At 72.5% G+C, this 12,250-nt stretch carries 11 protein-coding genes; 4 read left to right on the top strand and 7 right to left on the bottom strand.

Features of this window, described 5'->3' with window-relative positions; all coding sequences use genetic code 11:
- Positions 1–146 precede the first annotated feature (146 nt).
- On the top strand, positions 147–503 hold the full coding sequence (locus tag AB0O21_RS33655; protein ID WP_365177486.1) for a DUF6247 family protein: 357 nt from the start codon (positions 147–149) through the stop codon (positions 501–503).
- Positions 504–768: 265 nt separating this feature from the next.
- Here the strand turns inward: AB0O21_RS33655 and AB0O21_RS33650 are convergent, their stop codons facing one another.
- From AB0O21_RS33650 to AB0O21_RS33620, 7 genes are all read right to left on the bottom strand, one after another.
- A complete protein-coding gene (locus AB0O21_RS33650) occupies positions 769–996 on the bottom strand; it encodes a hypothetical protein (RefSeq protein WP_365177484.1) in 228 nt (75 codons plus the stop codon).
- Positions 997–1,028: 32 nt separating this feature from the next.
- The gene (locus tag AB0O21_RS33645; protein ID WP_365177481.1) at positions 1,029–1,625 is read right to left on the bottom strand and encodes a Uma2 family endonuclease; all 597 of its coding nucleotides are present in this window, start codon (positions 1,623–1,625) and stop codon (positions 1,029–1,031) included.
- Between the two features lie 57 nt (positions 1,626–1,682).
- Entirely contained in the window at positions 1,683–2,993 is a 1,311-nt protein-coding gene (locus tag AB0O21_RS33640; RefSeq protein WP_365177478.1) for a DUF58 domain-containing protein, read from the bottom strand.
- Positions 2,993–3,997 carry a MoxR family ATPase gene (locus AB0O21_RS33635; protein ID WP_365177475.1) on the bottom strand — a complete coding sequence of 335 codons (1,005 nt, stop codon included), beginning with the start codon at positions 3,995–3,997 and terminating at the stop codon, positions 2,993–2,995. Before AB0O21_RS33635 ends, AB0O21_RS33640 begins: the two co-directional genes overlap by 1 nt.
- Positions 3,994–5,163 carry a DUF4350 domain-containing protein gene (locus AB0O21_RS33630; protein WP_365177489.1) on the bottom strand — a complete coding sequence of 390 codons (1,170 nt, stop codon included), beginning with the start codon at positions 5,161–5,163 and terminating at the stop codon, positions 3,994–3,996. The genes AB0O21_RS33635 and AB0O21_RS33630 overlap by 4 nt, the downstream gene beginning before the upstream one ends.
- Before the next feature lie 473 nt (positions 5,164–5,636).
- Positions 5,637–6,293, bottom strand: a complete 657-nt coding sequence (locus AB0O21_RS33625; RefSeq protein WP_365177472.1) for a DUF4129 domain-containing protein — start codon at positions 6,291–6,293, stop codon at positions 5,637–5,639.
- A gap of 7 nt (positions 6,294–6,300) precedes the next feature.
- On the bottom strand, positions 6,301–7,533 hold the full coding sequence (locus AB0O21_RS33620) for a hypothetical protein (protein ID WP_365177468.1): 1,233 nt from the start codon (positions 7,531–7,533) through the stop codon (positions 6,301–6,303).
- A 236-nt stretch (positions 7,534–7,769) separates the two neighbouring features.
- On the opposite strand from AB0O21_RS33620, the gene mtrA reads away from it, so the two are divergent.
- Genes mtrA through AB0O21_RS33605 form a run of 3 tightly spaced genes read left to right on the top strand, consistent with a single transcriptional unit; the run spans position 7,770 to position 12,232 of the window.
- Positions 7,770–8,459: a two-component system response regulator MtrA gene (gene mtrA, locus AB0O21_RS33615; RefSeq protein WP_189747360.1), complete on the top strand. Its 690-nt coding sequence runs from the start codon at positions 7,770–7,772 to the stop codon at positions 8,457–8,459.
- 1 nt (position 8,460) lies between these two features.
- Positions 8,461–10,398, top strand: coding sequence for an MtrAB system histidine kinase MtrB (mtrB, locus tag AB0O21_RS33610; RefSeq protein WP_365177464.1), 1,938 nt, complete (start codon positions 8,461–8,463; stop codon positions 10,396–10,398).
- Positions 10,388–12,232, top strand: a complete 1,845-nt coding sequence (locus AB0O21_RS33605; protein ID WP_365177462.1) for an LpqB family beta-propeller domain-containing protein — start codon at positions 10,388–10,390, stop codon at positions 12,230–12,232. The genes mtrB and AB0O21_RS33605 overlap by 11 nt, the downstream gene beginning before the upstream one ends.
- Positions 12,233–12,250 lie beyond the last annotated feature (18 nt).

The following is a 12,250-nucleotide window of genomic DNA, read 5'->3' as shown; positions in this document are numbered from 1 at the left end:
GGTACTGCAGGGGGGACCCTGTGGGAGAGTAGGACGCCGCCGAACAATCATTGTGGGAAAGCCCCGCACCTTCTGGTGCGGGGCTTTTCTGCGTTTACGGCCCGCTAGAAGTCCCCGGCGCCCTAGGCTTCCTCGTGGAGGACAGGATGACAGCACAGCACGCAGAGGCTGACGGCCCGCTCATTGCTCAACCCGCTATGACACGTGAGGCGCTCCGTGACGCCGTACGGCGGCTGGACATGGCGAGTCTCGCGGCCTTCGACCAGGAGTGCAATGAGGCGTTTGATCGGGCTGCCGAGACTGGAGCCATCAACCCGCTGCGGTTCTTCCTGATCAAGTGGGCGACCCACGTCGCTATCCACCGATGGCCCGGACGAGCCGCTGCGCTCGCGGAAGCGGAGCGGGTTGCCGGCGACGTGACAGCGGACGAGAAGACCTTCCGGGCGTCCATGGAGACCAGCAGCCGGATTCTGGCGGAGGCCCAGCGGGAGATCGGTCTGTGACCGACCGCGGGGAGGGTGTTGAGAACGAGCAAGGCTGGGCTTGGGAGTGTGATCCGAGCCGGGCGTGGGTTCTCGGAGACATGCCCCATGAGTACCAAGTTCTTGTCAGCAGGGTCATGGATGGCCTGGTGGACCTCGCCGCGCTGGGAATCGACCCGAAGAGCGGGAGCTTGTACGAGGATGCCCTATGCGGCTGCGTACCGTGCCGGAGTCCGAGGTCCAGGTGCCCTCCACCGGCATGGTGAGGTACACGCCGTCAGCCAGTTCAGAACGTGCCCGGGCGATGGTGAACTGCCTCCGCGATGAGCGTCCCGTCCGGCCCGTACGCGTCGATGCTGGCGTACAGCACTTCGTCGCCGGTGCTCTTCTGCGCGTCCCGGTTGTGCGAGGGCGTGGCCCTGCCCAGTATCCGGATGTCCAGCGCGGTGTGTGGGCCCGGGCATGCGGCTATGTGGACCGAGGTGATGGTTCCGTTGGTTGCGTCGTCCGTCATTCGGCATCCCTCGTGTGTTTCCCGCCTCCGCTTTACCAGTCGGCGGGGTAGCTCTTGAGGCTGCTCGTGTCGAGCGTCCAACGGCCGGCCGTGACGGTGTCGCCGAAGGCGTAGGGGACCGTCTTGCGGAAGCGGATGCCGTCGGGGCCCGTTGAGGGGTCGCTGTGTACGGTGACGGACTTCTTGTCCTTGCGGGGGTCTACGACGACATACAGCGGGACTCCCATCCGCGGGTAGTCGTGCAGCTTGTCGCGGATGTCAGTGAGCGAGTTCGTGCGGGAGACGACCTCCACCACCATGAGGACATCGCGGGAGTTGACGACCTTCGCTGTGTCGTCGGTGTCCTCTTCCGCGATGACCATGAGATCGGGGACCTTGGTCAGGCCGGTTTGAGGGTCCCCCATGTTGGTGTCGTTGAGAGCCATGACCTCTGGGGTCTGAGCCTCGATTTGGCGGCGCAGCCGGACCACGTTGAGCCCGTGGGGAGCTGTCGGGCTCATCATCGTGAGGAAGATCTGACCGTCGGTGGTCTGCACCTTCCAGTGGTCTTCCTGGTGCTCGGCCAGCTCCGCGAGCTGCTCCGCGAAATCGTGCATGCGGCGCATCTGCTCGGGGGTGAGGTCGGCCATGGTGTCCTCCTGGTGGGTGCCCGACCAGCGTATCCAGGCCGGGCCCCGGTCGGGAGGCTATAGGCGGCCGGCGGCCTTGAGGGCCAGGTAGGCGTCCGCCAGGGCGGGGGCCAGGGTGTCCGGGGTGGCGTCGACGACGTGGACGCCGTGGCGGGTGAGCTGGTCGGCGGTGCGGCGGCGCTGGGCTTGGGACTGGGCGCCGGCCGCGGCTTCGTAGACCGCGTCGGCGTTGCCGCGGGCCGCGGTCATGGCGGCGATGTGGGGGTCGGCCACCGAGGCCAGCAGGACCGTGTGGCGGGCCGTGAGCTGGGGGAGGACCGGGAGCAGGCCCTCTTCTACGGGGGCCTGCTCCAGGCTCGTCAGGAGGACCACCAGCGAGCGGCGCGGGGCGCTGCGGAGGATGGTGGAGACCAGCGTGCGGGAGTCCGTCTCGACCAGTTCCGGTTCGAGGGTGGCCATGGTGTTGACGAAGGCCGGGAGGGTGTCGGCGGCCGAGCGGCCCTGGACCTGGGCGCGGGGGCGGCGGTCGTGGGCCAGGAGGTCCACGCGGTCGCCGGCGCGGGTGGCCAGGGCGGCGAGGAGCAGGGCCGCGTCCATGGCGGCGTCCAGGCGCGGGGCGTCGCCGACGCGGCCCGCCGAGGTGCGGCCGGTGTCCAGGCAGATGAGGATGTGGCGGTCGCGTTCGGGGCGCCAGGTGCGGACTGCCACCTTCTGCTGGCGGGCCGTGGCTCGCCAGTCGATGGAGCGGGTGTCGTCGCCGGGGACGTAGTCGCGCAGGCTGTCGAACTCGGTGCCCTCGCCGCGGGTCAGCACGCTGGTGCGGCCGTCCAGTTCGCGCAGGCGCGCGAGGCGGGAGGGGAGGTGCTTGCGGCTCGTGAAGGGTGGCAGGACGCGGACCGTCCAGGGGATGTGGTGGGAGGCCTGGCGGGCCAGGAGGCCCAGGGGGCCGTATGAGCGGATCGTGACGCGGTCGGCCTTGCGGTCGCCGCGGCGGGTGGGCCGCAGGCGCGTGGTGAGGCGTCGGCGTTCCCCCGGAGGGACGGTCATGGTGTGGCGGGAAGCGGGGCCTTCCGTGCCGGGGAGCCAGCTGCTGGGGGGCCAGGCGTCGCGGATGCGCGCGCGGAGCGTGCGGGTGCCGGGGTTGGTGAGGGTGAGGTGCACGTCCGCCGTCTCGCCCAGGCGGACCGAGGTGTCGCCCGAGCGGCTGAGGATCAGCGGGCGGACGGGGGCCGCGAGGGCGTAGTCGACCGCGCAGGCCAGGGCGAGCGTGCCGTTGACCGCGAGCATCCCCGTCCAGCTCGGCTCCAGGATGCCGACGGGGATGCTGCCGAGGGCCGCCAGCAGGGCGGCGCGTCCGGTGAGGGCCATCAGCGGGGGACGGGGACGTGGGAGAGGATCGCGGTGATGACCGAGTCCGCGGTGACGCCTTCCATTTCGGCTTCCGGGCGCAGCTGGACGCGGTGGCGCAGGGTCGGGAGGGCGAGGGCCTTCACGTCGTCGGGGGTGACGTAGTCGCGGCCGGTGAGCCAGGCCCAGGCGCGGGAGGTGGCCAGCAGCGCGGTCGCGCCTCGCGGGGAGACGCCGAGGGTGAGGGACGGCGATTCGCGGGTGGCTCGGCAGATGTCGACGACGTAGCCGGCGATCTCGGAGGAGACGGTGGTGCGTGCGACGGCCTGGCGGGCGGCTTCGAGTTCGGCGCGGCCGGCGACCGGGCGGACGCCGGCGGCGTGCAGGTCGCGGGGGTTGAAGCCGGCGGCGTGCCGGGTCAGGACGCCGATCTCGTCCTCGCGGGAGGGGAGGGGCACGGTGAGCTTGAGGAGGAAGCGGTCCAGCTGGGCTTCCGGGAGGGGGTACGTGCCTTCGTACTCGACCGGGTTCATGGTGGCGGCGACGAGGAAGGGCTCGGGGAGCGCGCGGGGCGTTCCGTCGACCGTGACCTGGCGCTCCTCCATGGCTTCGAGGAGGGAGGACTGGGTCTTGGGGGGCGTGCGGTTGATCTCGTCCGCGAGGAGGAGGTTCGTGAAGACCGGGCCGTTCTGGAAGGAGAACTCGGCGGTGCGGGCGTCGTAGACGAGGGAGCCGGTGACGTCGCTCGGCATCAGGTCGGGGGTGAACTGGACGCGCTTGGTGTCGAGTTCGAGGGAGGCGGCGAGGGCCCGTACGAGGAGGGTCTTGGCCACGCCGGGGACGCCTTCGAGGAGGACGTGGCCGCGGCAGAGCAGGGCGACGACGAGGCCGGTGACGGCCGAGTCCTGGCCGACCACGGCCTTGCCGATCTCGGTGCGGAGCGCTTCGAGGGAAGCACGGGCGCTGTCCGCGGTCGCGGTCGCGGTCGTGGCGGTGGCCGCGGACTCGGTGGTCGGGTACGTCATGACGTACGGACCTCTCTTTCGAGGGCGTCGAGGTGGTCGGCGAGCGCGACGAGTGCCGCGTCGTCGGAGGGGATGGAGCCGAAGAGGATGTCGGTCACGTCCCGGGCGCCGTCCGTGAGCCGGGCGGAGACCGCCGGGGCGAGGGTGGCGGGGTCGTGGGCCTGGGCGTGCGGTACGCCCGTCAGGGCGGCGAGGCGTTCGCGGGCGGCGGCGCGCAGCACGGTGGCGGCGCGGTCGCGGGCGCGGGCCTTGCGGTAGAGGCGGGCGCGGCCCTCGGTGGCCTCGGAGGCGCGGATGGCGACGGGGAGGTTCTCGGTGACGAGGGGGCCGAGTCGGCGGGCGCGCCACAGTGCGGCGAGGGCCGCGGCGACGAAGAGCTGGAGCAGGGCCCAGGACCAGCCGGCGGGTGCGAGGTCGAGGAGGCTCCGTTCCTCTCCGGCGGCCTGGGATTCGGCGTCGGCGTCCGCCAGCGACGGCATGTACCAGACGAGGTTCGGGCGGGAGCCGAGGAGTTGGAGGGCGAGGGAGGCGTTGCCTTCGTCGGCGAGGGCTTCGTTGAGGAGGATCGTGCCGGATCCGAGGAGGACGGTGTCGCCCCCGTTGGTGCCGGTGGGGAGGACCAGGAGGGTGGGGTGGCCGCCGGCGGGGTAGCAGGTGGTGGTGCCGGTGCCGGTGCCGGTGCCGGTGCCCGTGCTGCCGTCTTTGCCGGTGCTGTAGCGCGTGCCGTCGCCGAGGGTGGCGCGGCCGGCGGACGTGGCGGCGGGGAGGGCGCAGGCGGGGTCGAGGTTCTCGGCGTCGGCGTCGCCCTTGGAGTGGACGCCGGGGGCGAGCTCGGTGAGGGAGTGGCTGCCGGGGGCGATGAGGATGGTGCGGCCGCCGGAGAGGTCCGAGGCCCAGCGGATCTGGCGGCGCTGGGTGGTGCCGAGGCGGTCGGGGTCGGTGACCAGGAGGGTGGTGCGGGGGCCGGTGGCCTCGGCGGCCTCGCGGGCGGTGGTGACCACGCGGGTGGTGACGCCGCGCTCCTTGAGGAGCTCGGCGACGGCGCGGCTGCCGAAGGGGTCGGCGGAGCGGGGGTCGAGGAGGCCGTGGCGGCTGCCGGAGTTCAGGGCCGCCAGCACGGTGGCGCCCGCGGCGAGCACGCCGAAGAGGAGCAGGCCGCGGCGGATGCGGCGGGCGGTGGGGCGGCGCCGCTGAAGTGGGGTCGGGGTGCTTTCGCCGGGGGCGGGGGGATGGTCGGTTCCGCCGGGGGCGCCGGTTCCGCCGGGGCTGCCGGGGGCCGGGGCCGGGTGGCCGGTTCCGGCGGGGCCGGTGGCGCGCCGGGGCGTCTCCTCGGACACCGAACGTTTCCAGGGGTCGGTGGGCCGAGGGTGGCCCAGTTCGGTGTCCTGCGGGGAGCGCCCCGGCACACCCCCGACCCCGTCGGAACCGGCGGGCGGGATGGCCGGCTGCGGGTGGCCCGGCAGGTCCCCGGTCCGGTTGGAACCGGCGGGCGGCGTGGCCCCGGGTGGGGTGGGTGGCTGCGGGGGGACCGGCAGGTCCCCGGTCCGGTTGGAACCGGCGGGCGGCGTGGCCCCGGGTGGGGTGGGTGGCTGCGGGGGGACCGGCACGTTCCCGGCGCGGTCGGAGCCGGCGGGCGGCGTCATGCGGTGGGTCCCGTCAGGAGCGGCTTCGTGCGGGTCAGGGTGGTGTCCAGGGCGCGCATGCGGGCGTACGTGTCGGCGTCGGCGGTGCGGCCGCCGTACGTGATGTCGTCGAAGGTGCGGGCTGCCGAGCGGAGGTCGGTGGAGTGCTCGGGGAGGGAGACGGAGGCTTCGGCGGCGGCCTCGTCGGCGGTGCGGCCCGGGCGGGGGTCGAGGAGGGTGCGTTCCTCCAGGGAGCGGACGACGGCGCGCATGCGTTCCTGGACGGCCTCGGTCCAGCGGCCGGCGGCGGCGTGCGCCTCGGCGGCGGTTCGGTGGTCCGCGGCGCTGCGGATGCCGTCGTCGAAGAGGGTGTGGGTGGAGGTGGCGGTGCGCCGGGGGGAGCCGAGGCGCCACCACAGGGCGGCGATGGCCAGGGCTGCCAGGAGGACGATGGCGAGCAGGCCGAAGGTGCCTCCGGGGGTCGCGCCGGAGGCAGAGCCGAGTACGTCGTCGAGCCACTCGAAGAACTTGCGCAGGGCGCGGTCGAGCAGGCCCGGGTCGTTCTGGTGGTAGATCGGCTTGGACAGCTCGCGTTCGGCCGCTTCGCGGGCCGGGTCGTGCGGTGTCGTCACCGGTGGTGTCGCCGCGGTGATGAGGCCCCCCGTGCTCATCATGTGTGGGTCAGCCTCCGGTCGTGCCGTAGTTCTCGACGCCGGCCGCCCGCGCGAGCTCCAGGTCGAGTCCTTCGCGGCGGATGCGCTGGTCGACGTAGAGGAGGACGGTGACGCCGGACTGGATCGGCATGACCACGCTCTGCGCGATGATCAGGCCGACGGCGCTGAGGATCAGCGTTCCCCAGGCGTTCTGCGCGGCGGGGTCCTGCATGCTGTCGAGCCCGCCGCCGAAGAGGGAGAAGCCGAGCATCTGCAGCGGCATGACGATGATCGCCGCGAACAGGGCGGTGATGATGAGCGTCAGCAGCGTGATGCCGAAGATCCGCCACCAGGAGCCCTTGACGAGCTTGGAGGAGCGGGCGAAGGCCTTGAAGACGGTGCTCCGCTCCAGCATCAGGGCGGGCGAGGCCAGGCTGAACTTGACCCAGAGCCAGACGAGCAGCCCGAACCAGACGAAGAAGGCCAGGACCAGCAGGCCGATGCTCTGGGCCAGGGCCGCGGGCACGATCAGCACCACGCCCATGAGGACGGCGCCGACGGCCATCAGCAGGGTCAGGCCGATCAGGCGCAGCACCTGCGGGCGGGCGTCGCGCCAGGCCTCGGCGACGGAGGAGTGCTGGCCGAGCACGGCACGGCTGAAGATCATCGTGAGCATCGCGGTGACCACGATGCCGCCGAGGAACTGGAGGAACTGGGCCGCGGCGCCGGCCGGCAGGGCGGTGCTCAGGTTGTTGAGCACCTCCTCGGCCGATACGTCGTCCTGGTTCGCGGAGATGATGAGGTCTTCGAGCAGCAGCTTCTGGACGAGCATGCTGAGCACCTGGACCACGGTGGCGACGACCACGGTGATCGGCAGGACCGAGCGCCAGTGCGTGCGCATGGTGGCGACCGCGCCGTCGAGGATCTCGCCGACCCCCAGGGGGCGCAGGGGGATCACTCCGGGCTTGGCGGCCGGGGGCTGGCCCCACTGGCCGGGGCCGCCGGGATAGCCGTACTGGCCGCCGTACGGGGGCTGCTGCGGGCCGTACGAGCCCCAGCCCGCGCCAGGCTGGGGCGGGGGCGGCTGCTGGCCGGCGGCCGGGCCCGTCCTCCCCCAGACTCCGTCCGGGGGGACCCCGGGCCCGGGCGGCGGCTGCTCGGCGGACCACTTCGGTGCGTCAGCGGGTTGTGCGGGAGGCTGCGGCTGCTCGCCGTCGGACGGGGAGGACCCGGGCGTAGCCCAGCCCGGAGAGTCGTTCATCGTCGCTCCTTCACGTGCACCTGCTGTGGCGGGGGCGCTGGTCGGCTGCCATCGTGCCATGTGGGGTCCACGAACGGACCAGCCGTCCCCCCCGGATAAGCGGCAGCCCGTACCTTCAATTGTCACCCGGATCCGGGGCAGACTGGTCGACCTGTTCTCCACGCAGGTCCGAGGGGCGATTTCCAGCCCTTTTGGCTGTGGGGCAGCTCACCGCCGGGTAACGATTAGCTAATGGGATGATGTCAACCATGAAGGGACGCGTCCTTGTCGTCGACGACGACACCGCGCTGGCCGAGATGCTCGGCATTGTGCTGCGTGGAGAAGGTTTTGAGCCGTCGTTCGTAGCGGACGGTGACAAGGCACTTGCTGCCTTCCGGGAGGCGAAGCCGGACCTGGTGCTGCTCGACCTCATGCTTCCGGGTCGGGACGGCATAGAGGTCTGCCGCCTGATCCGGGCCGAGTCCGGCGTGCCGATCGTCATGCTCACCGCCAAGAGCGACACGGTGGACGTGGTCGTGGGCCTGGAGTCCGGGGCCGACGACTACATCGTCAAGCCGTTCAAGCCGAAGGAGCTGGTGGCCCGTATCCGGGCCCGCCTGCGCCGGTCGGAGGAGCCCGCGCCCGAGCAGCTGGCCATCGGTGACCTGGTCATCGACGTGGCAGGGCACTCGGTCAAGCGGGACGGTGCCTCCATCGCCCTGACCCCGCTGGAGTTCGACCTGCTGGTCGCGCTCGCCCGCAAGCCCTGGCAGGTCTTCACCCGCGAGGTGCTGCTTGAGCAGGTCTGGGGCTACCGGCACGCGGCGGACACCCGCCTGGTCAACGTGCATGTGCAGCGACTGCGCTCCAAGGTCGAGAAGGACCCGGAGCGCCCCGAGATCGTTGTGACGGTGCGCGGTGTCGGCTACAAGGCCGGACCGAGCTGACGTGCAGTCCGGCAGGCCCCGCGGCGGCTCCTTCTGGGGGGCGCTGCGGGGAGGCAGGCTGCTCCAGGACGGGGCGCCCGGCGGCCCGCTGCTGCGGCTGTGCGTACGTCTCGTACGCCGGCCGCTGCTTCCGGCTGTCCGGCTGTGGCGGCGCAACATCCAGCTCCGGGTGGTCGCCGCCACCCTGCTGATCTCGCTCTCCGTGGTCCTCGCGCTGGGCTTCGTCGTCATCGCACAGGTGAACAAGGGCCTCCTCGACGCGAAGGAGGAGGCGGCGCAGAGCCAGGCCGCGGGAGGGTTCGCGGTCGCACAGGAGAAGGCCAACGCCCCCGCGACCGTGGACGGACCCGACGCCGCCGACAGCAAGGTCGGCCGGGACGCCAGTACGTGGATGAACTCGCTGGTCAAGCAGCTCGCCAGTGGCGGTCAGACCGCCTTCGAGGTGGTCGCGCTCGGCGCGGGCACCGGTGAGCAGGCGCTGCCCGGCGCGCAGGGCGTCAAGGGCGCCCGTGCCTCCGGCAACGTGGATCCGACCGCGAGCGTGCCGGTCGGCCTGCGGCGGGCCGTCGACCACGCCACCGGCACCTTCAAGACCTTCTCCGAGATCCGCTACACCAGCGGGGCGGGGCAGAAGGCCCCGGAGCCCGCGCTGGTCGTCGGCAAGCGGCTCACGGACATCAACGGGGACCCGTACGACCTGTACTACCTCTTCCCCCTCACGCAGGAGGAGGAGTCCCTCAATCTGATCAAGGTCACCATCGTGACCGCGGGCCTGTTCGTCGTCGTCCTGCTCTGCGGTATCGCCTGGCTCGTCGTACGCCAGGTGGTGACCCCGGTCCGGATGGCCGCCGGGATCGCCGAACGGCTCTCGGCCGGGCAGCTCCAGGAGCGGATGAAGGTCACCGGCGAGGACGACATCGCGCGCCTGGGCGAGGCCTTCAACAAGATGGCCCAGAACCTCCAGCTCAAGATCCAGCAGCTGGAGGACCTGTCCCGGATGCAGCGCCGCTTCGTCTCGGACGTCTCCCACGAGCTGCGCACCCCGCTGACGACGGTCCGGATGGCCGCCGACGTCATCCACGACGCCCGCGTCGACTTCGACCCGGTCACCGCACGGTCCGCGGAGCTGCTCGCCGGCCAGCTGGACCGGTTCGAGTCGCTGCTGGCGGACCTCCTGGAGATCAGCCGCTTCGACGCCGGCGCCGCCGACCTGCAGGCCGAGCCCATCGACCTGCGGGACGTCGTACGCCGCGTCATCGACGGGGCCGAGCCGCTCGCCGAGCACAAGGGGACCCGGATCCGGGTCCTCGGAGACACCCAGCCCGTCATCGCCGAGGCCGACGCCCGGCGGGTGGAGCGGGTGCTGCGCAACCTCGTCGTCAACGCCGTGGAGCACGGCGAGGGCCGCGACGTGGTGGTCCGGCTCGCGTCCGCGGGCGGGGCCGTCGCCGTGGCCGTACGGGACTACGGGGTCGGGCTCAAGCCCGGCGAGGCCACCCGCGTGTTCAACCGGTTCTGGCGTGCCGACCCGGCGCGGGCCCGCACGACCGGCGGTACCGGCCTCGGCCTGTCCATCGCCGTCGAGGACGCCCGGCTGCACGGCGGCTGGCTCCAGGCGTGGGGCGAGCCGGGCGGCGGGTCGCAGTTCCGCCTGACCCTGCCGCGCACCGCGGACGAGCCGCTGCGCGGGTCGCCGATCCCGCTGGAGCCCGAGGACTCCCGGGCCAACCGGGCCAGGGCCGCCGCCGAAGAGGCGGGCAGCGCGGCGCCCGCCCGGCCGGCGGAGGGCGCCGACCGGTCGCCGATACCGCCCAGGTCGCCGGTGGCCGGGGCGGTGCCCGTGCCCACCGATCCGACAGCCCTTCCGGGGAACGGGGCCAGGGTCGTGGCCCGGCCCGCCGAGCAGGCACCACAGGAGGACCGAACCGATGGACGCTGAGCCCAGGAGCGCGCGCACCGTACGCTTGTGCGCCCTCGGCGCGGTCGCCCTGCTGGCGGCCGGCTGCGCCTCCATGCCCACCCACGGTGAGATCCGCCAGGTGCAGGGCTCGCAAGGCGTCGACTCGCAGGTCCGGGTGTTCGGCGTACCGCCCGCCGACAAGGCGGGGCCGGCCGAGATCGTCAAGGGCTTCCTGGAGGCCATGACCAGCGACGACCCGCAGCTGGAGACGGCCCGCAAATACCTCACCGAGGACGCCGCGAAGAGCTGGAAGCCCGGCTCCACCGTCACCGTTCTCAAGTCCGGCCTCAGCCGGTCGCCCGTGACCGGTGAGAAGGACCCCGACGGGCCCCGCTGGAAGGTGACCGGCGAGAAGCTCGCGACCGTGGACGAGCGCAGCGCGTACCAGCCGGAGACGGGCGGCGGGCAGTACGAGTGGTTCCTCCAGCTCGTCCAGGAGAAGGAGAGCAGGCAGTGGCGGATCGCGACCCCGCCCAAGAGCCTCGTGCTCAGTGAGTCCGACTTCCAGCGCATCTACATGCCGGTCAACAAGTACTACTTCGCGGGCGGTTCGCTCGTCGCCGACCCCGTCTACGTGCGTCAGCGCGCCGACCCGGACTCGCGCATGGACCCCACGACGCAGACCGTCCAGTCGCTGCTGGCGGGGCCCTCCAACTGGCTCGCCCCGGTCGTCGAGTCCAGCTTCCCCACCGGGACGGAACTGCGCGAGGGCACCAAGTCCCTGTCGTACGACGGCCAGAAGCCGCTGCGCGTGCCGCTCAACGAGAAGGCCGAGAACGTCACGCAGCCGCAGTGCCGGAAGATGGCCACGCAACTCCTGTACACGGTCAAGGATCTGACGGGCTCCCGGCTCGACCAGGTCGAACTGCTGCGCGCCGACGGCAAGACCTCGCTGTGCTCGGTGGACGAGGTGGCGGCGCGCACGATCGCAGGGCGGCCCAGGACCCCCGAGTACCAGTACTTCGTCGACAACGAGAAGCGGCTGGTCCGCATGAAGCTCGACGGGGTCAACGAGGACCAGCAGGCCCGGCCCGAGCAGGTGCCGGGACCGCTGAGCACCCCCGTCGCCTTCAAGGTCAGCTCGGCCGCCGTGACGTACGACGAGAGGCGCGCGGCCGTGGTCTCCGATGACGGGCACGGCCTGTACGTCGTGCAGCTGGCCGGGACCGGCGTCATGCCGCAGCAGCCGGTGCTCACGAGCAGGGGGACCGGTACGGACACCCTGACCGCGCCCAGCTGGGACGCGGCGGGCGATCTGTGGGTCGCCGACCAGGATCCGCAGCACCCGGGCCTGTGGCGGGTGCCGGGCGGGTCAGGGGTCCCCGAGAAGGTACAGGTGGCGGGGCTCGACGGCCGGAAGATCACCTCGCTGAAGGCCTCCGCCGACGGGGTGCGGATCGCGCTGCTCCTGGAGCAGGCCGGCAGCCGCAAGACGCTGTGGGTGGGGCGGATCGAGCGGCCCGAGGGCAAGGGCGGCACGGAGGCGGTGTCGGTGCGCGAGCTGCGCCCGGCGGCCCCGCAGATGGCGGACGTGACGGCGATGAGCTGGGCGCCGCGCGGCCGGCTGCTGGTGGTGGGCCGGGAGAGCGGCGGGGTCGTGCAGGCCCGCTACATGCTGGCGGACGGCTCGATGGTCGCGGCGAGCCTGCCCGGGGCCACCGGGCTGGTGGCGGTCGCGGTGGCCGTCTCGGAGGACGAGGCGAAGCCGAAGCCGGTGGTGGGGTACTCGGCGGACGGCATCGTGTGGCTGCCGCCGGGGGCGCAGTGGCGCACGGTGGCGGCGGGCGGCCGGGCTCCGGTGTACCCGGGCTGAGGCCGGGCGGCCGGACGG

Source organism: Streptomyces sp. NPDC091371 (assembly GCF_040684275.1).
Lineage (GTDB): Bacteria > Actinomycetota > Actinomycetes > Streptomycetales > Streptomycetaceae > Streptomyces.
The sequence above is the reverse complement of the archived record's forward strand: the minus strand, read 5'-3'. Positions and strand labels throughout refer to the sequence as shown.